This window comes from Bacillus cereus group sp. BfR-BA-01356, assembly GCF_022663635.1.
Taxonomy (GTDB): Bacteria; Bacillota; Bacilli; order Bacillales; family Bacillaceae_G; genus Bacillus_A; species Bacillus_A cereus.
This window is the reverse complement of sequence record NZ_JAKUFX010000092.1, coordinates 1-24,367: the sequence shown is the minus strand read 5'-3', so window position 1 is coordinate 24,367 and position 24,367 is coordinate 1. Positions and strand designations below refer to the sequence as shown.

Sequence of the window (24,367 nt, the reverse complement as noted above, 5' to 3'; positions counted from 1 at the left end):
TAGGGTTTATTTCGCATGCAAACCTTTAAATTTTCTAAGCCTGGCTTTTAGAAAAAAGAAATAATCTCTACTATACTTGATATTGTATAATCTTAGCTTGATAGTGATGTGTAACCTCCCCAATTTCTATAAAAGAACCTGCTTGTAATTGCACTGGGAGTCCCTCCCAATAGCTCTTCAGCCATTCTTCGGATATTATTTTCTGTAATGACCTTGAGGTTAAATCAAATGCAGATTTATAATCTTCACTATTCATATGGCGAATAAATGAAAGAGTAGTAGATATAATAGGATTTTCATCATCACTATTGTCTACTTTTTTTATAGTTGTGTTTGCTTCCTTTAATTTCGAACTAAATTGGTAGTTAAACGGATAGTTATATGTATAAGGATATAAGCTTGTTTTCAATACTTCCGTATTCCGTCCCTCATACAAACTTGAAGAACTCGTAAAATTTTCAGGTGAAATTATTTCCTCCGCATATGAGACTGAAGGAATTGCTATTGTAAAAATTGCACTGACAAGTAATAACTTATTACTTATTCTTCTTTTCTTACCCATAATTATTGATTCTCCTTTCAAAATTAAAAATTTCTAATACAATATGCCAACTATAAGGAAAATAAAAATTATTAAAGAGATTAATAATCTATTTTACGATCCCCCCCTAACTAGTTAAAAATCTATCATTAACAAACTTCAATAAAAAATGCCTTCCCCCTCTTTTTTTATCATTGGATTTTTCAGTGACATAGAAGCACAGTGCCGTATTACATGTAACTGACCCATGTGATTCTCTATTCCAAAAGAAAAAAGCAATCCACTAGATGCTTTCTTTAATTGTTCTCACTCTAATTTTTTTAGATAATTCTCTTATTACTGTAAGATACATTTATTCTAAATCCTAAAACTCACTTATTTCTTGATAGGTTCTTAAGAAATATCAAAAAATAAAGAAAACAAGTTATTTGGTTATTCATTCCGTAAGCTTAATGCTCAAGTTAGTTTTTTTCACACGGTTAAACTTTATTAAGAAAACCTTAAGAAATTTCCCTCTATATTCATAAGAATTTTTTTCTATACTGAATCCTGTAAATGAACAAGAGGAGAAACGACCATGAAAAAATTTGTACTTTGCATACTAGGAATAGGCCTTCCTATATACTTACTACCTTTCATATTACGCGGGGATTTAGACAGATTTAATCCGATTGCTGAAGAAAAAAATGTATACGCCGTTGCGAAGGGATATGGCATTCCAGATTATCATTATAAAGGCCGAGCTATGTACTCACTAAAGGGTGTTGATGAACTAAGCAATGAAAAAGAATATAAAGTTGGAACGAACACGCCTAATGATTTTATAAGAAAAACTTACTTAAAAATTCATGTGAAAGGAAAATATGTGTATTCTTACGATATTATTTCTAAAGAGGATATTCCGGAGAAAATAAGGGGACAATTGGAGATAGCAAATAAATAAAAGAGCCAATTCATACGATTTGGCTCTTTATTCTCTTTATTCTCTCTCCCATCTACCGTTGGGAAAATTCTTTCGGTAGATTTATTAAATTCGTTATCATTGTTCCAATAACCATTGTTCAATTACTTTTACTGTTTCATCTCGTTGTGCTTTTGCCGTAATTAAACTCGCATTATCACCTTTTTGCTCACCATACATGCCAAAATGAGCATGATTTCCCCCTTTTATCATGTGCATAGTAGTATTCTTTGACATGAACTTTTTATTGCTCTCTATTTTTTCAACAGTTGCTAAAGCATCTACTTCCCCGTAAATTGATAACATTGGAATCGATTTCGTAGAGAAGTCATCTGCAGGATACGAACCTAAGAAAATAATCCCGTCTACCTTTTCTTCATGTTGAAAGGCATACTTAGAAATCATAGCTCCGCCCATTGAATGCCCAGCAACATACCATTTTTGAACTTCAGGATACTGTTCAATTACACTATCTACCTCATTTATTCCAAGTATCGCTAAGTTTAATGGTAACTTAGGCATTACTACAAAATGCCCATCTTTTGCAAAAGCTTCTCCTAAGTAACTATAAGCCTCGGCTTCTACTTTAGCTCCTTGATAAAAAATAACTCCTATTTTTGCATCTTTCTCTCCAAAAACTATATAATCTTCATCTTTTTTATCATCTACTAAAGACAAAGCCTCTTTCGTTGGTTTATAAGTAAACTGAGACCAAGTTAAAAAAGTAATACTTCCGACGATTAAAATAGCTAGTAAAGAGTACAGAACAATTTTTATCCATTTCTTCACACATATGACCTCCCTAAGATGTGTATATTCTATATTTCAGATTATCATTAATAAACATAAAAACTCGAGCATTTTTATTGTGCTCAAGTTTTCATTTCCGTCTTTAATTTATACTATAAATTGTCCAAGATAAATATGTAGCAAATGCAGACCATAAAAAATATGGTATTAGCAACCATGCCGATACTTTAGATAAATTGGAAGAAAACATAATGAGAAGTAACGTAGTAATAGCGACTAGTAAACAATCTACTGTTGCTAAAAACAAATTCTTTTGGCTAAATTGAAAATAGCTGAACGCTTGATTACATATATAATTTAAAAGGAATAAAAACTAAAATGTTTTTGGCTTGAATCCATAGTTGTTGTAAATAATTGCAACTGATAATGCAATAAGTCCAAATAATACAGCCCATATCATTCCGATTGTCATACCAGATGGTGTCCAAGACGGCTTTTCTAACGCATCATACCAAGTACGATCAATAGGGAATAAAACACTAGAAACATAAAACAAACCATATGTTAGTAAAAATACTATAATACTAGATTTTTTCATAAACATTCTCCTTTTTACTAGAAGATTATAGAAACTTTATATGATTAGTATGTCCTTGTACTGGATAAAATTCTAATATTAAAATTCAAAATACATATTGTTTAACCTATTTCATACAAATTCTTTCATACTTTTATATGCACAAAGGGCTCTCTCCCGTGCTGCCTTATGATCAACAATCGGAAAGGGATATGTATCACCAAGTTTTATATTGGCTTTTTGCAAAATATGCTCAGATGCTTCCCAAGGTTTATGTATATACTTATTCGGTATACCTCTTAATTCTGGTACCCATCTTCTTATATACTCTCCATTTTTATCAAACTTTTCTCCTTGTGTGATTGGGTTAAAAATACGAAAGTACGGTGATGCATCTGCTCCACTTCCAGCAACCCATTGCCATCCCATTGTATTATTTGCAATATCAGCATCTAGTAGTGTATCCATAAACCATTTTGCTCCTTCTTGCCACGGAATTAACAAATGCTTTACAAGAAAAGAGGCTACAGCCATTCTTGCCCGGTTATGCATAAAACCTGTTTGCCATAGTTCTCGCATTCCCGCATCAATAAACGGATAACCCGTTTTCCCCTTTTGCCATACTCTTAATAACTCCTCTTCCTTATTCCACGGAAAATGTTCAAAGCTCTTATTAAGAGGTTTATATACTGTACATGGATAATGGTATAGTAAATAATAAGAAAACTCTCGCCAAATTAATTGACGTATAAAACTATTAACTTGTTTTTCAAAAAGACTACATTGTCTTTCGGTACTTTTATTTATTAAGTAATGAAACATTAGCTTTACTGATATTTGACCAAATGAAAGATACGGTGCCAACATCGAATGGACATTTTGACCTGGAAAATCTCTTCCTTCACTATAAGAGACTAATTTACTAGAGAAAAATTTCTTGAATGTTTTATATGCCCCTTCTTCTGTCGGATCCCATATTACTTCCATATGAGATGTCCACGGTATAGTCGGCAACAATTGTAATTCTGAAACAGATAAGCTTGCTGGTAAAGAGTTTCCCCACTTTATACTCTGCACTCTGCTAATAGGTTTAGGTATTACCTGCTTTTGAAATGCATTGTAAAAAGGCGTAAACACCTTATATTCAGTGTTATCTTTCTTTTTAATAATCCACGGTTCTAATAATAAATGCGAATTAAATTCTTTACAGATAATACCTTTATCCTCTAACATCATTTTCATTTTTTGATTAGATTGTAATCTGTCCGGATCATAACAAATATTCCAATATACAGCCGTTATATCTAATTGCTCTATGAGAGAAAGTATTTCTTCCTCCGTACGTCCTTTACGAATTATTAAAGTAGAGCCCAATGCCTCAAGTTGCTTCTTTACATCTATTACAGCATGGTGCAACCACCACTTTGACGCACTTCCTATTGAAAAAGTTTCCTCTTGTATATATACAGGAAGAACCTCACCAGACTGAACAGCCTCAAATAGAGCTGGGTTATCATATAAACGAAAATCTTTTTGAAACATAACAATAATTTTATTTTGCATGGCTATCCTTTCCCATTCTTAAAGCAAAATTCATTCTTTATTAGAACAAATACTTCTGTTATTTTTAAATGATTATAAGAATCATTTTTTGTAATTGCAAACAAACTCTTCTATCTTTAATGGATTTTTCCAACTCTTAATAAAGATAAAAATATAATGCACTTTGTACTTATCTTAAACTCTTATAAAATAAAAAAGAAAATGGAGAGAAAGATGAAAAAACAATTTTATAAACAATCAAACTTAAATACATCTATAGATTCAACAATCCTATGGACTTTTCAAAACCAAAATGCCATAAATACACTTTTGAATGAAGGTAAGCTTATAACCGATCCTATTTTTGTTAGTAAAGAAGATTGCACAGCATATAAATACATTGTAAGACACATGAAACAGAAAGGTATTGACTTTATTATAGATTTCCCCATTTGGGCATGGCATTCATGCAATGGTTACCAAAAGAAGCCTACTTATGAGACTGCAAGAGAATTACTATCAGATATTCAATTAGAAAAAGAAATATACCTCATCGAATTCACATGTCCTAATTTTTTATTCATGTTAACAAACTATAGCGGATGGTGCGACATTTATTTTAAACTTACTGGCAATCCTAAAGCAAGTGTAACAAATGATGAAGAAAAATACTTATTTAATCTTTACCCTACCATTGAGGAAGAATGGGAATATCATCATATCCAAGCAACTCTACCCTACCTAAAAAAAGAATGGATTATACAAATAACTGAACTTAGTAAAATGAATGGATTTAACAAATAATATTGTTTATGAATGCTTTATTTAAGCATTCATAAACATAACAAATAGTCACATGAAACTAATACATTTAAAATAGCGTTTTTTTATAATGGAACCCTAAATAAGCTCCTTACTACTATGATTTTGTATACATGCAGTTTACTCATTTAGTTTTGGTCTAGTTTGTAAATATAAATTCAAATCTGGACTTGAACCGTTAATAATTATATCTCGAACAATTTTAGAAAGTACCATACTATAAACTAATCCATTATCTCCATACGCATAGATAAAGTGACAATTTGGAAACTCTTCATACATTCCAATTATAGGTAAACCATCATGAGTACCACCATAAAAAGCACTTAAATAAAATTCAGGTTCAACTGTTATATTGGGAAAGAGCTTATTAAATTCATTCACTAATTTCTCTTTTTTATGGATTAATTTTGAATCTCTTTCTTGAGCAATGTTTGTATCTTCATCTAATCCACCTATAATAATCCTATTATCTGCAGTAGTTCTCATATAAATATATGGTCTCGCAGTTTCCCAAATGAGAGTGCGTTTATACCAAGAAGATAAATCTTCCACAGGATTAGTAACAATTGCATATGAGCTAATCAGTGTAGCGTTCTTTTCCTTTTTAAATTCCAATCCTTCATATCCTGCAGCCACAATTACTTTATTGGCAGTAATAGAATTGCCCTCCTTTGTATAAAAGATAGCACATTCTTTCTCTAACTTTTTGCCAACAATCTCTGTATCTTCATAAATGTGAACTCCTTTATTAGAGGCTTGTTCTAATAAACTATGTGTAAATTTATAAGGATTTATTTCACCATCATTATACGTATAAATAGCTGCACGTTTTTTAAATGGATATCTCTGTCCAATTTGTTGTTCTGATAACCAAGCCGCTTTAAAATCATGCTTATGTAAATAATACAGTTCCTTTTCTAATTTCTTTATATCCTCTTCATAACTTGCATAATATAAGCTGTCACGTCGTTTAAAGTCAGAGCAATAAGGCAAGTTTTGATCAGCATATTCAATATCATTAATAGCTTGTTCACATAATTTCATATGCTTAACTGCATACTCTTCCCCAAATGTATTTACAAGTTCAAAAAACATCTTATCACCTAAATATTGAATAAGTGCTGTATTTGTAAGGTTACTTCCATGTCCTACCTTTCTTTTATCAACGATAACAATATTTAAATCTGATTCACTCAAATAGTATGCTGATTGAGCACCCGAACTTCCTGCTCCTATTATTAGTACGTCACATTTTATATCTTCGTCCAAACGAGGATAAGAAGGTGTATTAGAAAAAGTCGTGTTCCAATATAATTTCCCTTTCTGTAAATCCATTTTAATTGCACCGTCCTAAATAAAATAGTTATATCCCCATCGGTATCTCCAAATCATTCTTACTATATACTTCTTATCAAAATTATCTTGCTATCATGAATAAAGGTTTTCATAAACCTAAAAGCCTTGTCTTAAAAATTTTTTTCGAAAAAACGTCAAATAATTTTTTATTTTTATTATAAAAAGAGCAAAAGATCTCCATTTATAGAAGATTTCTTTTACTCTTTTTAAAGGAAACAACTCCAAATATTTAACATATTATAGTATCTACCAAATAAAAGTTGCTTATCTATCGATAACTTACACATAAGAATGCATTTGTTTCACTACTTTATTAACAGAAACTTTAACAACCGTTTCTTTTTCCCCTGTTCTATCAATCTTGAAACCATAAACTTTAACATCAGACGGTACTAGTGGATGATGACAAATCATATCTATACTCTTCTCAATATTTTCACTAACATTTTCTTTTCCACTTAGCCATTCATCAAGGCTACCACTTGAAAATTCAGGCATGCAATTTTCAAAGAGATAGTCTAGTTCCCTGTTATTTTTTATGGAATCACGTTGAATTTGTAGATTAACTACATCCGTTTCTTTATCCTCTATTCCTACAACAAAAATTTCTTCAACATTTTCTTGATAAATAGCAATAATAATAGATCTCATTATATCTCCATAAGGATGTACAATTACAGAATCGTAGCTGTGTATAGTCAACATGTTTTCTTGTTGAATGTTAGTTACTTGCTGGATAATAGGCTCTATTCCGTGCTTAATGTCTGTTAACAATAAAACTTTTTTATTCTTTGAATTCATATGGAGCACTCCTTCTTCATTATTGTATTTATGAAACTTTTAAGCTAGTAACATTAGTTGATAATTCATTACATGATTGTTACCAGTTTTTCCAGCGTCCCTCTGGATCAACACTTGCAAGTCTAACCCATCCATTTTGAACTTTTTCTCGAAATGTGAAATCATTATTTAGCAAACGTTCTATATATTGAATAGGCGCTTGAATTACAATTAGTAAACGAAGTGGTGAATGATACGTCTCACTATCTGACTGCATAACGGATTGCCAAGGTAAGCCTGGCAACAAATCACTTGCATTTCCCTGCATAACACCTAGACCCGCCGTTACGGTTTGGGTTGTTTTGTTTCCACTACCATAATAATGAGGAGCTACAGTTGAAGCGTAATATTGTAGATTTATCCACTGAGCTACTGTTCCTGGTCCTGCAATAATGTTAGCTAATATATCGCCACTTTCATCCTGTTTCCAATCATAATTATGGAGGAAAGCCCTACCTTCTAAGTCACAATTCTGAGTTAATTCTCGTTGCCCGATAATAAAAGATGCATTACGAGCTAATCCCCATTCTGGACGTATTTCACTCCAATCTTCTGCAAATCGATGTGCCTCTTTACTCGCATTTTTTATTTTCGTTTTAAAATTTGGTAATTGCGTTAAACGCTCTCTATTTGCATGTTGACTCACATTTGGCATAATCGACTCGATACAATCAAATGCTTCTTGCGCAGTTTCCGAAAGTTCTGGGACGTAAATCCATTCCAATTCATCCACTGTTGTTTTATGTTCAGCTGCTGCAAAAATGGTATCCTCAGGAATTTTAATACCTTCAGCAAACAACGCTTCTCTCACTTCTGGAAGATTACATAAAGTAGCAAAAACTCTTGCATTGAATCCCCCTGCTGCTCCGCCACAAGCACCACACTCAAGTGCTGCAGCATAAGGATTGTTCGTACTTTGACTACTATGTCCGCACATTACAACTAAAGGAGCAAATTTTTCTGTCAGTCCCACCATTTTTAAAGCTTGACGCACATAGTTCACTTTTTCTTCTTTCGTAAAACCGATAGGTATCTCACCCTTTGTGTCATGAACATGATTAAGCGAGAATGTTGTATCAGGTTTTTGTAACATAGTTTTACGAAGGTTACGAATGAAACTACCAACTCCTCTTGGGACAAAACTTCTTGTCACCATCTGTAGACCAAGTAAAGGACCACTTAACTCAGGTAGCGCCATACTTGTCATTACGTTCTGTTTCATCGTTTTAAATGTATAACGTACCGAACTGCCTACCCTCTTACGCTGCTCATAAGATTTAAGTTCATTTTCATTTGTGAGCTCTTTTATTTGATGTTTCGGTTTGAGTATAACTGGCAAAGAAGGGTGGTTGTTATTACTACCTAGTTCACTAGTTGCAATTGGTAATCCAAAGAAACCAGCTATTCCAAATGTTTCAAACGGACCTAATTTTTCAAGGTGGCGACGAAATGGTTCTGAACGTACATCAATACAGAATGCTAATTGAGCTAATACACGCTTTTTATCATCGGTTGCACGTTGTGTAGAAGCAATCTTCTCTCTTAATTGCTCTGCATGCGTTTGTTCCCAAGCTTCCAGCCAAAGTTTCTTGCGAATATTTTCATCAAAACGATAAGCGAATACTAATAACTCACTTTGTTCAGTAGCAGGCATTTGTAACCATTCCCGTGTTGAAATATTCCCCCAATAGATCCAAGAAGCTATAAGTGGGACGATCGAAACTTTTTTCTCAACCTTTTGATTTTTTAAAGGTAAATAAGGTTTTACAATAGCCAGCTCCATAGAAATTCGAACTGCTAAATATTCTATGAGAAGTTCCTGTTCCTGAATTGCTTGTTGTGAGCGCCATCGTATCATTCCTGCCCACCCAGGCAAAGAAAGTAAGTGCCCTTCAAGGTAAGATTGTATGTTAGATTTAGAAATTCCTAGTTCAGATAATGCTCTCACTAAAGCTACTTCGGCATCTTGTGGCCAATCTTTTAAAACTTTACGCTCATTTTTACTGAACGCTGGATCAAATTTAATAAGGTGTTGCCATGCACGATAAAAACCTTTCTCTCGATTTGGCATCGTCCAATTTGATCCGGATTCATCAAGATATAATTTACACCATTTAATGATATGGTAATTAAGAACATCAGATAGGTTTTCACTATTTTGACTCTCTATAAGCGAACTTATTGGCTGCATAACAGAGGCTTGCATACTTGCTGTATTTATATAATTCATTTCTTCTGCCAATTTATTTACTTCTGGCGATGATAATAGACTAGAAGGTAATTTTTCTAACTTTAAAGCTGCTTGGCAAAATCGCTCTGCTTTCTCTCGCGGAATATGAAAAGATTGTGAATCTATCCAACGAGACAAACTCATTTGTAAAAATGATTCCTCAATCTCACCTTTCGCTTTTGCCGAATGAATCATGGAGGCACTAGGATAAATATCCACATTACGAGCTTCTTTTAACCAATTTGCGACTTGTTCAAATGATTGCTTTTCAAGTCCCATCCAAGGGTGGTGAGCTGCAAACGTAGAGATAGGCCAAAGTGGCGCAATAACTCGGCTAGCAGATGCAACTAAATCATTTATATTATTTTCTTGCATATCAATGTTTGTATCTTTCTTTAATATTGACGGTATGCTCATCACGAATTACCTCCCTTTGATACATAATGTTTTAGATAGCTTGGGTGACTTTCTACTGACTTTCGTCTCGCCTCACCTACTCGAACTAACCAAAGATAAAGTACAGCGAATAAAGTAGAAGATTGATGACGAGTAACGAAAGTACTAATAACACTACTAAATAGTAAAATACATATAACAAAGATAACGGCTGGAGCTGAAGGTTGAACACTTTGATAAATATCAGTATGCAACCATTTATAAAGAGAATTATGAACGGTAAAGTAAATGAGAGAAAATCCAATCAAAACAATTACGCCAGCAATTCGTCCCATTCTTCCCTCTCCAAAAACAACAAGCTGTTTCCATGAAAAGTATAGTGACCAGCCTAAGATTAACGCACTAACTAGTTGATACCCCTCTCCAGAAGTCATAAACCAGAAAGTAATTGCTATAAATAATCCTAAAACACGCCCAACTATCATCCATAAATTAGACATCTTTTCATTAGACTGATTCACTACCCCAAAACGTTGCACGGAAGAACCAGCTTGTAAAAATAGTGTAGCTTTAAACAAACCATGTAAAATTAAATGAATAATAGCTGCTAAATAGGCGCCTAATGCACATTGAATAAGCATAAATCCCATTTGTGCAATAGTTGAACCTACTAGCTGACGTTTATAATCAACTTGAACTAAACTAATTCCTGTTCCGATTAAGACAGAAATACTAGAGAAAATTAGTAAAATGATTTGTGCAATATCATCATGAAAAAGTGGCGAAAATCTAGTTAATATGATACCTCCAGCATTTACTAAACCCGCATGCATAATAGCAGAAACAGGAGTTGGAGCAACAGCTGATTCAATTAACCATCTGTGAAAAGGCCATTGTGCTGCTGGAATCATCACAGCTACTATAATCAATAAGTTAATTCCTGTTTTCTCCAATGTTCCAAATTGAGCTACATTTTCATTCGTTAAAACTGATGTTAACTGCCACTGTCCTGTTACTTGAAAAAGCCAAATGATAGCTGATAGTAAGGCAATCCAACTTATTGTAAATAGGTAGCCAGAGATTTTAGTTGCTTCACTAACTACTTTCCACCCTTTATTTAGCCCTATAAGTAGAACCAATCCTATAAGCGTTGCTCCCCAACAAATGAGCATTAAGCGAAGATCATCACTTAACCATGCAACCGAAGATACACCTGTAGTACATGTAAAAAGTGCAAAGTATTTTCGATATGAGTGATCCCCCATTAAATAACGTACAGAGAAACGCTGAATGATTAAACCAATTGTAAGAACAAAGAAAGCCATTAACCAAGCTAAAGTATCTAGATGCCAAGGCCCCACAACTCTATCTCCATTGTTATTAACAAGTGCGAGTAAAGAAACCAATGAAGGTAAAGCAGCAATACCAATATGGATATGAACAAAACGTAAAGGTATCCTTGCATTTAAAAACAATAATCCACTTAGCCAAGAAGCACTAAGCGCCATAAAAAATAAAGTTAACAGTGTTGATGAACTCAGCGAAATTAACATGTTAAATACTCCCTTCTAAGCGAAAATAGCCTATAAAAATTCCTTTTCATTACGATAGTTTTTTTAATTTCAATTTTCATTCACTCTTTTAGTACATCGTTTTTTCCCATAAAAAAAACCGACAACTTCCATAATTCAATGATTTTATATCATCATTGAATTATGGAGATTGTCGGTTTCACTTCAACTAACTTCAATAAAGTTTTTTGAAGAGCTCCCATTTTATAGAGGATAGTAATGTATGTATTACTCCTATTAAAAATAACAGTATATCTCTGATCTCCTAGATTATGCAATCAATATATCAATTTATGTTATGCGCTATCTTTCAATTAAGAAACTTTTTCATTTAGTCAATATTACATATTAAAAAAATGCTAAAGCCTTAATTATAGCAAACAGTTAAAATAAGCATCTATTAATTTTTTAAAACAATTATAAGATAAACTATATTAAGCAGTTTGTCAATTTATTTATCAGTTTTTTTGAGCGTTATTCCAATTAAAATTCAGTATACGTAAATAATTTCAAGTTATTAATTATTATCATGTTAATAAATTTAAATAAAGCGCAAAACTTTTAGGTTTCTTAATTATCTCCCACTAACCCTACGATGGTTTTAATTTTTAAAATTTTTCCTCAAGATTATGAAACAATTTAAAAATCATTACTCGTTCACCAGTACGGGAGCTTATATCCGTATGAAAACTTTTCACTTTTTCTCCAGTTAATTCTAGTATAATCTCTTTCAAATCTTCAATTCCAGATTCAACTAGCTCCGAACGATTTTTCTTTATCGTTAGCATACCGTCTTTTGTTTCGCAAACCGTATATTCAGCTGGCGTTAAAATACCTTGTAAATTTACGATAATCATATCCCGTAATATATCTGTCTTAACGGATATAGACCCGCGTCCTAGGTAGTCCTTTTCCCAGTGAGTAATTGCTTTGCTTATCTCTGATTCAATAGAGCCTTTTGAGTTTTTCATCTTTGTATCCTCCTTCAATAAAATGTAATTACATTTATAATTACAATAACAATATAATAATCTGGATTGATTTTATTTTCAATTATTGAGAAGAATTTATAGGAATCGTTGTCATGTATCCTTTAGTATTAAGATGAATTTTTTATATTGTAATATACGTTTTTTTGATTATTCCCCGACAAAATACTCTTACTATAAAGACTCTGTTGCATAGATTTCAAAAAAGGACATTCCGGAGAAAATAAGAAAACTCTTGTAACGTAATACATAAACGAAAGAGCCGATTTCTTTATAAAATAAGAAATCGACTTTTGGCTTAGTTATTGATTTAGTAATGGAAAACACCTTTTTAAAATAATTATGTTTATACTATAGACGTTGATCTTTCTGGAAGTTTAGTTGAAAATGATCCGCTTCATTGTATACCCCGAATTCATATCCTTTTTCCTTATAAAATTTAATAATTTCCGGAAGCGCTTGTAATGTCTGTAGTTTTTCATGCATTAGAACTACTTCCACATCTTCTGTTGTTGTACGCTTTACATTTTCTATAATTTGCTGTGGGTTACCTTTTAATTTCCAATCATTTGAATCTATCGTCCAATCCCAAACTTTTATTCCTGCTTCTACAATTTTGTTACGAATGTCCTGCCCCCTTAATCCTGGTGCAGATCCATATGGGGGACGGACTAGTTTAGGAGTTGTACCTGTAATATTATGAATAAGAGCTAACGTTTCTTTCATCTCCGTTACAAATTGTCCTTTTTTGTATAGCTTATCACTATTATGTGTCATACTATGTGCACCAATATAATGTCCTTCTTTTACTGCTCGTTTTACATTTTCCTGAAAACCAGTATTCTGTAAATTGCTACCTTGCATAAAAAATGTCGAAGAAACATGTTGCTCTTTTAGTACATCTAAAAATTTTCCAGTTAATTCGCTAGGGCCGTCATCAAATGTTAAATAAACAACCTTTCCTACTGGTTTTCCATCAGGTTTTTTCTGTTTTGCCGGTGGTGTTTCTTTTTTCTTTTCTTGTTGTTGTGTATTAACTGGGTTACTACTTTCATTCGCTACCCCTTTCGCTGGGATAGCGTTCCATTTTCCTATTAAAAAGAACGTGAATAAGGTCGTTGCTAAAACAACTCCTAGAGATAGTATTGCCTTCGTTACTACACTTGTTTTTTTCTTATTTTGTGATTCTTTCATTATGTTTCGATCCTTTCCCTACTCATTTTCATCTTCATTATTTATGCAGCTAAACATTAACTTCAGCTGATATTTACAATAAATAGATTAATAGAGGAAGGTGAAGATAAAATGCAGATAATGTCGAAATTAGTTAAAGAATAGCGTATTGCATCTACTCTTTAGAAGAATATTTATTTTTCTAACATAGTTAAATTTGAAAACTGGATATACATCCAAAATAAAAAATACTACTCTTTCTAAACAATATTTTCATATCAAGATAACAGCATACTGATATAAAGATAAAATACAAAGATAGCCGTACTATTGAAATTCTATTATAATTTTGTAATTGGAATTTATTTGAACCAAATGAAGAACTAGAAGAAATATTATTATGTGGAGGTGCCCCGATGAACCTTGTAATTAGAGAGTTAGAAACAAATGATTTAGATAATCTCCCGGAGATTGATGACAGTTTTATAGTGAATGCTCGGTTAATTCTTTCTCTTTCCAAAGGAAATAGACGTATAAAATATACAGTAGAAGACGTTCCGAGTTATGAAAAAAGTTATTTACAAAATCAAGATGATAATGAAGAACTGGCTTACAATGAATATATAAATAAACCTAATCAAGTCATTTACATAGCTCTGTTACATAACCAAATCATTGGATTAATGGTATTAAAAAAGAATTGGAACCACTATGCTTACATAGAAGATATAACGGTAGATAAAAAATATCGTACACTCGGAGTTGGTAAAAGATTAGTTCATCAAGCAAAGCAGTGGGCAAAAAAAGGCAATATGCCAGGTATCATGCTTGAAACGCAAAATAATAATGTCGCAGCATGTAAGTTCTATGAAAAATGCGGATTTGTAATTGGTGGGTTTGATTTTCTTGTTTATAAAGGTTTGGATATTGAAAATGATGAAGTTGCAATTTATTGGTATTTGCATTTCGACTCTTAACGTTAAACTTAGTCAAAATAAAAACCCCAATCTCTCTATATTAAAATTGAGAAACTGGGGTTAAGTTACTTAACAATATTTTTCATTTAAAACAAGTAACTAATTAATAATCCTGCTGACAACAAGAAGCCGAAAATCGTATTTGTCATCGCTGTTGATTTCATTGCGATGCGCATATATCCAGGATCCTTTGCCCCTTTTTGGAAACTTTGAATCGCAGAAATTGGCTTTCTCAAACCTAGGAACATAACTAATGCCCAAGGGCTTATATAACCCATTAATACAATTACGGCAATCCATAAATACGCAATGAAAAAGGCTACCGCTAGTGTGACCACAGCTTTTTCTCTCCCAAGGAGGATTACTAATGTCTTTCTTCCACCTTTAATATCTTCTTCGATATCTCGGATGTTATTCGACATATTGATTGCACCTACTAAAATTCCAATTGGAATGGAAATCAATACACTTTCAATCGTTACAGTATTCGTTTGAATAAAGAAAGCAATGAGTACAAAACATGTTCCCATTAACAATCCAGAAACTAATTCTCCAAACGGGGTGTACGCAATTGGTAATGGACCGCCTGTATATAAATAGCCAACCGCCATTCCAATTAAACCGATGACGACTAACCACCAGCTGCTATTCATACAAATATAAATGCCAATAAAAGCTGCTACGACATATAATAAAAGCGCAACTGTTAACACATTTTTTGGCTTCAATCCATGACGGACAATTCCGCCACCGATGCCAACGGATTCAGCAGTGTCTAATCCACGTTTAAAATCATAGTACTCATTAAATAAGTTCATTGCTATTTGCAATGCTAAACATGCAGCCATCATCGCAATAAATAACAGCCAATCAATTTTGGCAACATAAAGTGATGCCACTGTTCCTAAAATTACAGGAGAAAACGTCGCCGTTAACGTATGCGGGCGCGTCATCTTCCATATTAATTTAGCGGAACTAATTTCTTTTTCTGTCCCCATAACTCTGTTCAATCTCCCTACATTTTAAGTATAAATTACTAGCAGTATCTTTCTATCTATTTTCTGCCACGCATCCATTATAGCAAAAAATGAATTGGTGATAGAACTGTAATGCTTTTGCTTATCCTTCTATCATTTTTGAATTAAGTTTTTCAAGAGAAAATCCGTTGCTCAAATTCGAATAACAGACCTTTTTTATATCAACCAACTTAAAACATCCTCAGCAATCTCTTCTGGTCTATCCCAATGCATTAAATGCCCTGTATCTTTGTAAAACTTAGTCGCAATATCAATATGCTTCTTAAATTCCGCAATCTGCAATTCTCTTATTTTTAAATAATTATGTGGAAGATCACAATACAATAATAAAATATCGCTTTTAATTTTATGAGATTTCAATGTTTTATACACCGTATATTGAAACTTAATGACACCTCTAGCGGTATCGCCATTAGCATGCCATTTCACTTTACTCCCTTCTTCTCGCATTAAGTCATAAACCGCACGTTCTATTAATGGTGACCACCTGCTGTAAGCCAGTTTTTCTGATTGGATGAATGCTTCTTTACTGTCAAAAATATATTCATCAAAATCTTTTTCGTAATGAGTAATTTCTTCTTCTAATGATCGCGGTGGACACTCTCCTTCTTTCGCATCTTTATACAGCTGTGCAAAATAATCTGCATTCATTTTGCCATGATGATAACCACCATCTAATAAAAACATTTTATTCACTTTTTCTGGACGTTTTGCTGCATAGTGAAGCGCAACGCTTGCGCCCCATGAATGTGCTACTATATGAAATGTTTCTTTTCCTATGTGCTCAAGTAATGCTACTACCCAATTTGTTAAATGGACTGCACCATAATCTTCATCCTTCTCAAAATTTGGTGTTTTCCCATGTCCAGGTAGATCAAACGATACAATATGATATTTATCTTTTAAAAACTCCGCTATTTCTATAAAACTTAATTTTGTACTTCCTAAACCATGAAAACAAATGATTTGAGGATTACTTTTATCCCCCCATTCACAAACACTTGCCTTATATTCACCAAATTCTACAAAAAAGTGATTCATTTTTATTCTCCTCTAATGATCAGATATAAATTTGTTTAAATGCCACATTGTTTTTTCAGAATAGATAAATTTAAAAAAATTATCCAAATCCCTTTTTCACAAATGATTTTTGTAGAATGCGAGAGTGAACTCTAGTTGAAAGCACCAAACACTTAACTTCATGTTTATCGATGCTAATATGGTTAGACTACATCTTCACACCCATGAAATGAATATAGTTTAATAATGGTATGATTCGTTTATCATGAATGACATACTATGATTACATTCTTCACGTGAACCGCTTAGTTACCACAATAAATAAAACTTTCTAAGGAGTATTGTCTTTCATGCCATCCCCTCTATTTTTACATAATCAAAGCGTATGAAAATTAGCACTCTTTATTCATTTTCGTGACATCTTACTTTACATGTATTAGCACCGTTTATGTCCATTATGTTGAACTTCCCTCATTTTATATGCTGATGAGATTTTTGAAGGCCACACTTTCTTTATTCATCTCCCTATCATAATGTAGCTATAATTTTTTTATTACTTATGCAATTCCATAAAAGAAAAACAAAATTATTTTTCAGCGTTTATTATCAGTTACACCATTTCGTAATACAAAGTAGCAGCATATGAGCACAAGATTGCGCTTTTTACTCATGCTTCTTTTTATATCAAAAGATACACTTCATATATAAATAGATGAAAAGGAGTAAATAAAATGAATGCATTAGTATCTGCAAGGAATGTGACAAAAATTTATAACAAGAACCAATTACCAGGACTTAATAACGTGTCATTTGATATTCAAGCGGGTGAGTTTGTGGGGATTATGGGAGCCTCTGGATCCGGAAAAACGACTTTATTAAATATTTTATCCACTATCGATACCCCTACAGATGGCGATATTTTTATAAACGGGGTCAATATCCAAACGCTTAACAATAATAAATCTGCTGATTTTAGGAAGGATTACTTAGGTTTTATTTTTCAAGAGTATTTTTTACTTAATAGTTTAACAGTAAAGGAAAATATTGCTGTTCCACTTACGCTGTTAAAAAAATCTCCAAAAGAAATTGAATCCACAATAGAAAATTTAGCAAAGCGTTTTGGTATATTTGAGCAATTAAGTAAGTATCCTAGTCAACTGTCCGGCGGGCAAAAACAAAGGGTTGCAGCTGCAAGAGCCCTTGCGAAGCAGCCTAGTATTTTATTTGCAGATGAGCCAACAGGCGCATTAGATTCAAATTCTGCAACAGAACTACTTCAAAAATTAAAAGAGGTAAATGAGGAACTTCAAACTACAATTTTAATGGTAACTCATGATGCGTACGCAGCCAGTTTTACTAGTAGAATTTTAATATTCAAAGACGGAAACATTATAAAAGAATTAAAGAAAAATAAACAAAATAGAAAAGAATTTTTTGAAGAAATATTAAAAGAAATCTCTAAAATTGATGAAAATCGATATAACTAAGAGCATGAAAGGAAGATTGAACTGTGGGTTTATTTACAATTGCAAAAAAGAATTTAAAAAATAACTTCTCCTTCTATTCATTCTATTTCATTTCAGTAGCTTTTGTACTGACGGTATTTTTCTCCTTTATCTCTTTTTCCATGAACGACATTATCATGGAAAAGATTTCGTCTGACGGTAGAGTAGAAACAATGTCCAAAACAGTGGCAATCTTTGTTATGGCATTTGTACTATTCTATATGTCATACTCTAATACATTTTTTATGAAAAAAAGAATGAACGAGCTCGGTATTTATTCTCTTTTAGGATACAGAAAATCAACGATGCTAAAACTATTAACTTTTGAAAATATTATAGTTTGCTTTGCTGCCCTTCTTGTAGGAATCACTTTTGGTGCTATCGCTCATAAAGGAATTGTGGAAGCAATAATTAAAATACTAAAATTACAAATCGATACTTCTAGAGTACCATTTATTAATCTTGATGCAGTACTATTCACCTTTGTTTTTATCTTTGCTGTTCTTTTTGTTTTATCTTTATCAAATTGGATTATTCTTCAAAAAAGTTCCTTACTAACTTTAGTGCGCATGGAACAAAAGGAAAAAAAAAAGATAAAAATCAATACAGTTTTTTCACTACTAGGATTATTTTTCATTTTAATTGGCTATTTCTTAGCCATCGATATTACACGAGGCACGAACTCTTTGTGGAAAACAATTGGCTTTTCCCCCATCGCCCTCTTAACAATGTTTAGTGTAATATTGGGGACGATTTTCTTTATTCATTCTTTTTTACCATATGCGATTCAAAAATTGAAGAAAAATAAAATATGGTTTTATAAAGAATCCAATATTATTGTCATTCCAAACTTTATATTTAAAATTCGTTCGAAAGCAAAAACTTTCATTTTATTAACCTTATTAACCGCAGGAACTTTAGCTATATTCAGTTCTACTCTACTGACTCTTTACTATCCTGTTGCCGCTACAGAACGGATCGTCCCTTCAGCTATTGAGTTCCCTTTAGACAATAAGGACGTAGCCAATAAAGCACTACAAACTGTACAAAATACTGTCGGTAAAGAAAATACAAGATATACAGAAACAACCATTATTAATGGGAAATCTAATTCTGATAATTTACCTAAAGAATATCGTATAAAAAAAGAACATGGATTTGACCTTATCTCTGAGTCCAATTATAGAGAGTTAATACATGTTCAGGATAAAAATGTAGAATTTAACCATTTAGCTAAAAATGAAAGCATCCTAGTAAAATATCGACCTGAAAAAGAAGACCTAGATAAAGAGAAAAGATATACTTTAAATTTAACGCCTACAACTAATATAGATGTTAAAGTAAAAGACACTACATTACTTAATTCAATTGGGTTTGCAAATAGTGTAGGAACGCTTATTATCTCGGATCAACTGTATAAAGAAATAAAAGTTTTAGAGTTACCCCAAAAAACGATAGTAAGTTTTAATGGAAAAGATATGAGGGATAATAAAACAGTTTATGAAAACTTAGCCCCACTATTTAAAAATAATATGTATTTCACAAGTAGTTATCAAAAAAATGATTATATCATTCAGCAAAATAGCTCAACATTCTTACTCATTAGTTTTGTTACTATCATCTTCTTTATTGCAACAGGCAGTATTCTCTATTTCCATAACCTTTCAAGTGTGATGGCAAATAAAAATGAATTTATTATTTTAAATAGAATGGGCTATAACAAAAAGAAGATAAAAAGAATAATAAGTAAAGAAATTTTCACCTTGTTTAGCATTCCTTACATAATAGGATTAGTACATAGCATTTTTGCATTAGTTGCCTATAAAACCGCGTTAATGGATGACCTATTAGGAAAAAGTAGTGCGTTTATATTACCAATTCTTTTCGCAGTAATCATTTTTTCGGTTGTATATATCGTTTATTATTTGTTAACAAAAAGAGCCTGTTATAAAATTATATTTAACAATAAAAAGTAAAAAACTATAAATAAAGCTGATGATAAATAAAAAACATCAGCTTTATCTGTATGTAACCTAACAAAGGTAAGTGAGTTTATGAAAAAATATTATGAACAAAAACAAATTTTAATTTTAATTAACCAACTTTGTATGATTATTTTTTTATGCTACGAATTTTCAATAGACAATATTATAGGAACAGCAAAATTACTCCCTTTATTGCTTATAACGATCATGGCCATTTATGGATCATATATTAGTTTTATCAACTTAAAAAATAATACTCTATTATCACAATTTTCGAGTTTACTACTTTTTACTTCTTGGCAGTTTCTACTTACACTGAATGACGACCGGATTTTTCGTACATTCAGTACACTACTAAGTGTATTCATTCTATATAAAATCGTACAATTTATACTCCTATTCTTTTTCCAAGATTCTATTTATAGTTATAAAAAAGAAAAAGATTGGATTTTACGAATTACATGTTTACTAACATTAGTTGCGTACTTAGTAGATAATAAAATATTTTCCGTTCTATTTTCATTTCAATGGCTTATCAGTGTTAGTTGGATTACTTTTCTATTCCTACAACATCACAAACGAATTAAATTTGTTTTTAAAAGTGAAAAAAAGCATTTACTTACATCTACTGCAATTCTTATCTTTCCCTTTATCGTATATGTTACATTATTTGGGAAGAGTCCCGAATATGTAAATAATTTAGGATGGTACATAATAATTCTGTTCCCCCTATTTAGTATTCATGCAATAGCTTTTAAAAATCATATGTCTATGAAACAATATTTCCCCTTAAAAAAAGGTGCAATTGCTTTTATGTTTGTATGCATTTTTATTTTTATGAGTGCACTTGGGGTACTATTTCAATTTAATATGATTACTTATTTCATTTTTATACATACAATTATTTGGTTCGTTCAGCTTTATTTCACACTATTATTTCAAGACACAAAAAACACTATCTCAAATTTGAATACAAAAGAATTAAAAACTTTGCCAGACAGTTCGTATGTTCATAACTTAGTACAAATCGTAAAAGAAGAACAATTAAAAAGTAGATTTTCCAATTATTTACACGACGAAATACTACAAGACATATTAGCTGTTAAAAATATGATGAACAAATCTAACAAAAAAGAAATTCATGACATGATCGTAGCGACACTGGATAACTTAAGTCATACAATACGCATTGAAATGCAAGAGTATCATCCAACTCTATTAAAAACACTTACATTAAAAGAAAATTATCGTAATTTACTTAAAATGATACAAAAAAAATATGAAACGAAACATGTTAATATATCCTTTACATGTAACGACGACTTGTTTTTAGTAGAACCCTATCACCTTGTCATATATCGAATATTAAAAGAACTAGTAACGAATGCATTCAAACATTCAAATTGTTCAAAGTTACATTTACATTTAGCACAAGAAAATGAGGAAATAAAACTTATTGTGAAAGATAATGGTAAAGGTTTAACAACTACCGAAACAGACATTTTGAATGGTCATAAAGGATTGAATTCGATTAAAGAACAGCTATTTTTATTAAATGGTAAAATGACCATTTCAAATTGTAATCCTTCTGGTTTATGCATTACTATTCTTATTCCGATGAGAGGAGACGATTCCTATAAACATTTTATTAATAGATGATCATGCTTTGTTTGCAAAAAGCTTGGAAATAGCCTTAGAAGATTATCCTGAAATAGATGAATTCCGTTCATTACAAAATATTGAAAATGTCGTTACAATTATCAACCAGTTTAAACCAGATATTATTTTATTAGATATTAATTTAAGCAATATAAGTAGTGAAGATGGTTTAGAAATAGCAAAAATAATATTGGATAGTAAATGTGATACAAAAATTGTTATATTAACCGGGTATGATTTACCTGTTTACCAGTATGAAGCTCAAAAACTAGGTGTAAGTGGTTTTATTAATAAAAATATTTTACCTGAAGTATTGGTACAAATATTAAATGACATTAATAAAGGGGCGTTTCATTTTCCAACCTCTACAGAAACAATTGAAGAATTGACTCATAGTGAAAAACAAATTTTACAATTACTATGCGATGGCTATAAGCGCAAAGAAATCGCTTCTATGTTATACGCTAGCGAACGTACAATTTCTAATCACATTCAACACGTATTTGATAAATTAAATGTTTCATCTTCCTTGGAAGCTGTCACAAAGGGAATAAAGTTAGGTTATATTCAGCCAAATTATTAAACATAGAAAATGAACATATAAAAGAAAGAGCCTACTCGTATGAATTGGCTCTTTCTCTTTTACAATATCTACAAAAATATGATTAAGCGAATAAAAAATCACTTCCAAACAACACCTCGCCTCTCATATTCCATTCGATATTCAACAGCGGCTGCAATTTTAGAACTTGCGAACTTTTCCGTAATCCAAAGTCCTAAATCAATTCCTGAAGCAACTCCTCTTGCAGTTATAATATCGCCTTGATCCACAATTCTGTAAGGAAGAAGTTCTGCTCCATATTTACTCATTTCACTCTGCGCCAAATGATGCATTGTTGCCTTTTTATCATTCAATATACCGGACACGGCTAGTAGCATACCTCCTGTACAAACTCCCGCAACAATCGTTCCTTTATGGTGCATCTCTTTAATCATTTTAGTCAAAGTACCAAGCCCTGCTTGTTTTCGTGCTCCATGCTCTGCTTTATGATTCCAGCCACCACCAGGTACAATTAACAAATCTGGACGATTATTCATTCGTAAAAAATCATGTAATTTAACTGTAACTCCAAACGAAGTAGTAACTTCTTGCTTTCGTTCACTTGAAACGAATTCAACCGTAAATGGAGCTCCTTCTTCTATTGCTCTTTTCAATACTTCAAAAGGTGCAAAAGAGACGAGCTCTCCGAATCCATCAAACAAAACAATTTGTATTTTCATTTTTAGAACACCTCATATGGTTTCTTATTTGAATCCCAAATTAGGAGAATACATGTTATATACAAATTAATAATGAAGATAGTCTTTCTCCCCTCACTCTATAAACTTCCAAATGTTCTTCTAATTCCCTCTCATCACTTATTACACTTAGCGTTTTCTTCACAAAATTCCAATTCAAACTACCAGATAGCCAAAGTAATGAAGATAGTCTTTTATAATCATTTGATGTTACAATATTATGAGCCTTATATCCTTCTAAAAATGCACTAGCAACACTTGAACTAACTTCATGCGAATGTATCCCTTCTGTTCGAGAATACCATTTTAGTAAAAAGGCTAGTCCTTCAATACGATCAACATATCCAATCGATTCAAAATCTACAATTCCTTTTATCTGTTCACTTGAGTCCCATAAAACATTCAAAGGATTTAAATCTGTTTGTAGGATAAACTCTAATTCACTCGTATATGCCCACTCTATATGATATGTAGCTAGATTTATATACTCCCGTAATTCTTTGCATGCACTTGCCTTACTTTCTAACATATGAATAAACTGGGCATACCCATCCAAGTGAGATTTCTTTTGAAAAATCGAGCTTTGAAATGTACTAGAAATATCATGGATTTTTCTTGCTTCCGTTCCAAAGGCTTCTGCAATATTTTCTGTACCATGTGTAATATGTTCTCCCTCAATCCAAGTAGACAATACAAATCGGTATTGTTCATCATTCCAAGTGACAAATGTAAATGAATCTCCTGCCTTATTCTTGTTTATCTGCATAAAAGGAATCCCACGCTCGCGTAAATAATACGTAAACCGTACTTGCTCTATCAGTTGTTCGTTTGATAACGCCCCATAAGCTGGATTGATTGTTCGCTTGCTATTTATAAACCTTGCAGAATACCGCTTTCCATTTACCATTATTTTATAATGCAGATCCGTATTCCAACTATCTTTATGTAACTCTTCTTCCACTGCTAGTGAATGAATTTCTTTAAAATAATTTATTAATATGTCTTTTATTATGTGTTTCATTCTATTCCCCTCGTATATTAATATTTAAGCCCTATCTCAGGCTTAGTTTTACTCTCTAATAAGAGTCCAGTAATAAAGAAAATACTTGGACGTCTCAAGATATTTCTAGATAA

Annotated in this window: 19 protein-coding genes and 2 pseudogenes; 7 read left to right on the top strand and 14 right to left on the bottom strand. The window is 32.0% G+C overall.

Translation table 11 applies throughout. The features are described 5' to 3' along the window. Window positions 1-109: 109 nt before the first annotated feature. Window positions 110-562: pseudogene (locus MR168_RS23870) on the bottom strand (alpha/beta hydrolase); the annotation flags it as partial. Window positions 563-1,118: 556 nt separating this feature from the next. Here MR168_RS23870 and MR168_RS23865 point away from each other — a divergent pair. Further along, window positions 1,119-1,484: a YxeA family protein gene (locus MR168_RS23865; RefSeq protein WP_000714948.1), complete on the top strand. Its 366-nt coding sequence runs from the start codon at window positions 1,119-1,121 to the stop codon at window positions 1,482-1,484. Between the two features lie 96 nt (window positions 1,485-1,580). Here MR168_RS23865 and MR168_RS23860 read toward each other — a convergent pair whose 3' ends face one another. The 3 genes and pseudogenes from MR168_RS23860 to MR168_RS23850 all read right to left on the bottom strand — a co-directional run bounded on the left by MR168_RS23860 (window position 1,581) and on the right by MR168_RS23850 (window position 4,392). Beyond that, window positions 1,581-2,291, bottom strand: a complete 711-nt coding sequence (locus MR168_RS23860) for an alpha/beta hydrolase (RefSeq protein WP_242291540.1) — start codon at window positions 2,289-2,291, stop codon at window positions 1,581-1,583. Between the two features lie 103 nt (window positions 2,292-2,394). Further along, window positions 2,395-2,850: pseudogene (locus tag MR168_RS23855) on the bottom strand (TspO/MBR family protein). A gap of 111 nt (window positions 2,851-2,961) precedes the next feature. Then, on the bottom strand, window positions 2,962-4,392 hold the full coding sequence (locus tag MR168_RS23850; protein ID WP_242291539.1) for a cryptochrome/photolyase family protein: 1,431 nt from the start codon (window positions 4,390-4,392) through the stop codon (window positions 2,962-2,964). Between the two features lie 213 nt (window positions 4,393-4,605). On the opposite strand from MR168_RS23850, the gene MR168_RS23845 reads away from it, so the two are divergent. Next, entirely contained in the window at window positions 4,606-5,175 is a 570-nt protein-coding gene (locus MR168_RS23845) for a DUF3841 domain-containing protein (RefSeq protein WP_016122800.1), read from the top strand. Window positions 5,176-5,313: 138 nt separating this feature from the next. On the opposite strand, the gene MR168_RS23840 is transcribed toward MR168_RS23845, so the two are convergent. From MR168_RS23840 to MR168_RS23815, 6 genes are all read right to left on the bottom strand, one after another. Further along, window positions 5,314-6,531, bottom strand: coding sequence for an NAD(P)/FAD-dependent oxidoreductase (locus MR168_RS23840; RefSeq protein ID WP_006918153.1), 1,218 nt, complete (start codon window positions 6,529-6,531; stop codon window positions 5,314-5,316). A 300-nt stretch (window positions 6,532-6,831) separates the two neighbouring features. Further along, window positions 6,832-7,353, bottom strand: coding sequence for a carbonic anhydrase (locus tag MR168_RS23835; protein ID WP_006918154.1), 522 nt, complete (start codon window positions 7,351-7,353; stop codon window positions 6,832-6,834). Between the two features lie 79 nt (window positions 7,354-7,432). Next, window positions 7,433-10,039 (bottom strand): DUF2309 domain-containing protein, encoded by a 2,607-nt coding sequence (locus MR168_RS23830; protein WP_242291538.1) that lies wholly within the window; start codon window positions 10,037-10,039, stop codon window positions 7,433-7,435. Next, on the bottom strand, window positions 10,039-11,571 hold the full coding sequence (locus MR168_RS23825; RefSeq protein ID WP_088363645.1) for an NADH dehydrogenase subunit 5: 1,533 nt from the start codon (window positions 11,569-11,571) through the stop codon (window positions 10,039-10,041). Before MR168_RS23825 ends, MR168_RS23830 begins: the two co-directional genes overlap by 1 nt. 626 nt (window positions 11,572-12,197) lie before the next feature. Continuing rightward, window positions 12,198-12,560, bottom strand: coding sequence for a Na-translocating system protein MpsC family protein (locus MR168_RS23820; protein ID WP_000798162.1), 363 nt, complete (start codon window positions 12,558-12,560; stop codon window positions 12,198-12,200). A 369-nt stretch (window positions 12,561-12,929) separates the two neighbouring features. Continuing rightward, the gene (locus tag MR168_RS23815; RefSeq protein WP_006918160.1) at window positions 12,930-13,772 is read right to left on the bottom strand and encodes a polysaccharide deacetylase family protein; all 843 of its coding nucleotides are present in this window, start codon (window positions 13,770-13,772) and stop codon (window positions 12,930-12,932) included. 395 nt (window positions 13,773-14,167) lie between these two features. Here MR168_RS23815 and satA point away from each other — a divergent pair, with 395 nt between their 5' ends. Then, window positions 14,168-14,728 (top strand): streptothricin N-acetyltransferase SatA, encoded by a 561-nt coding sequence (satA, locus tag MR168_RS23810; RefSeq protein ID WP_016122805.1) that lies wholly within the window; start codon window positions 14,168-14,170, stop codon window positions 14,726-14,728. Window positions 14,729-14,814: 86 nt separating this feature from the next. Here the strand turns inward: satA and menA are convergent, their stop codons facing one another. Both menA and MR168_RS23800 read right to left on the bottom strand, forming a co-directional pair. Continuing rightward, complete coding sequence (gene menA, locus MR168_RS23805; protein ID WP_242291537.1) at window positions 14,815-15,726, bottom strand: 1,4-dihydroxy-2-naphthoate polyprenyltransferase; 912 nt, start codon at window positions 15,724-15,726, stop codon at window positions 14,815-14,817. A 195-nt stretch (window positions 15,727-15,921) separates the two neighbouring features. Next, window positions 15,922-16,806 (bottom strand): alpha/beta fold hydrolase, encoded by an 885-nt coding sequence (locus tag MR168_RS23800; protein ID WP_152121488.1) that lies wholly within the window; start codon window positions 16,804-16,806, stop codon window positions 15,922-15,924. A 710-nt stretch (window positions 16,807-17,516) separates the two neighbouring features. On the opposite strand from MR168_RS23800, the gene MR168_RS23795 reads away from it, so the two are divergent. From MR168_RS23795 to MR168_RS23780, 4 genes are all read left to right on the top strand, one after another. Next, window positions 17,517-18,272 (top strand): ABC transporter ATP-binding protein, encoded by a 756-nt coding sequence (locus MR168_RS23795; RefSeq protein WP_242291536.1) that lies wholly within the window; start codon window positions 17,517-17,519, stop codon window positions 18,270-18,272. A 23-nt stretch (window positions 18,273-18,295) separates the two neighbouring features. Continuing rightward, on the top strand, window positions 18,296-20,266 hold the full coding sequence (locus tag MR168_RS23790) for an FtsX-like permease family protein (RefSeq protein WP_242291535.1): 1,971 nt from the start codon (window positions 18,296-18,298) through the stop codon (window positions 20,264-20,266). Window positions 20,267-20,344: 78 nt separating this feature from the next. Further along, on the top strand, window positions 20,345-21,934 hold the full coding sequence (locus MR168_RS23785; protein ID WP_152121491.1) for an ATP-binding protein: 1,590 nt from the start codon (window positions 20,345-20,347) through the stop codon (window positions 21,932-21,934). After that, entirely contained in the window at window positions 21,912-22,517 is a 606-nt protein-coding gene (locus tag MR168_RS23780; RefSeq protein ID WP_152121492.1) for a response regulator transcription factor, read from the top strand. Before MR168_RS23785 ends, MR168_RS23780 begins: the two co-directional genes overlap by 23 nt. A 98-nt stretch (window positions 22,518-22,615) precedes the next feature. On the opposite strand, the gene MR168_RS23775 is transcribed toward MR168_RS23780, so the two are convergent. Both MR168_RS23775 and MR168_RS23770 read right to left on the bottom strand, forming a co-directional pair. Further along, window positions 22,616-23,215: a DJ-1/PfpI family protein gene (locus MR168_RS23775; RefSeq protein ID WP_152121493.1), complete on the bottom strand. Its 600-nt coding sequence runs from the start codon at window positions 23,213-23,215 to the stop codon at window positions 22,616-22,618. A 55-nt stretch (window positions 23,216-23,270) separates the two neighbouring features. Then, complete coding sequence (locus MR168_RS23770) at window positions 23,271-24,254, bottom strand: phosphotransferase enzyme family protein (protein WP_242291533.1); 984 nt, start codon at window positions 24,252-24,254, stop codon at window positions 23,271-23,273. Between the last annotated feature and the right edge of the window lie 113 nt (window positions 24,255-24,367).

Bases quoted from the DNA above. Each gene is read 5' to 3' on its own strand.
- satA (WP_016122805.1), top strand. From the start codon at position 14,168: ATGAACCTTGTAATTAGAGAGTTAGAAACAAATGATTTAGATAATCTC.
- MR168_RS23800 (WP_152121488.1), bottom strand. From the start codon at position 16,806: ATGAATCACTTTTTTGTAGAATTTGGTGAATATAAGGCAAGTGTTTGT.
- MR168_RS23820 (WP_000798162.1), bottom strand. From the start codon at position 12,560: ATGAAAAACTCAAAAGGCTCTATTGAATCAGAGATAAGCAAAGCAATT.
- MR168_RS23850 (WP_242291539.1), bottom strand. From the start codon at position 4,392: ATGCAAAATAAAATTATTGTTATGTTTCAAAAAGATTTTCGTTTATAT.
- MR168_RS23775 (WP_152121493.1), bottom strand. From the start codon at position 23,215: ATGAAAATACAAATTGTTTTGTTTGATGGATTCGGAGAGCTCGTCTCT.
- MR168_RS23770 (WP_242291533.1), bottom strand. From the start codon at position 24,254: ATGAAACACATAATAAAAGACATATTAATAAATTATTTTAAAGAAATT.
- MR168_RS23825 (WP_088363645.1), bottom strand. From the start codon at position 11,571: ATGTTAATTTCGCTGAGTTCATCAACACTGTTAACTTTATTTTTTATG.
- MR168_RS23785 (WP_152121491.1), top strand. From the start codon at position 20,345: ATGAAAAAATATTATGAACAAAAACAAATTTTAATTTTAATTAACCAA.
- MR168_RS23840 (WP_006918153.1), bottom strand. From the start codon at position 6,531: ATGGATTTACAGAAAGGGAAATTATATTGGAACACGACTTTTTCTAAT.
- MR168_RS23835 (WP_006918154.1), bottom strand. From the start codon at position 7,353: ATGAATTCAAAGAATAAAAAAGTTTTATTGTTAACAGACATTAAGCAC.
- MR168_RS23865 (WP_000714948.1), top strand. From the start codon at position 1,119: ATGAAAAAATTTGTACTTTGCATACTAGGAATAGGCCTTCCTATATAC.
- MR168_RS23795 (WP_242291536.1), top strand. From the start codon at position 17,517: ATGAATGCATTAGTATCTGCAAGGAATGTGACAAAAATTTATAACAAG.
- MR168_RS23845 (WP_016122800.1), top strand. From the start codon at position 4,606: ATGAAAAAACAATTTTATAAACAATCAAACTTAAATACATCTATAGAT.
- MR168_RS23830 (WP_242291538.1), bottom strand. From the start codon at position 10,039: ATGAGCATACCGTCAATATTAAAGAAAGATACAAACATTGATATGCAA.
- MR168_RS23815 (WP_006918160.1), bottom strand. From the start codon at position 13,772: ATGAAAGAATCACAAAATAAGAAAAAAACAAGTGTAGTAACGAAGGCA.
- menA (WP_242291537.1), bottom strand. From the start codon at position 15,726: ATGGGGACAGAAAAAGAAATTAGTTCCGCTAAATTAATATGGAAGATG.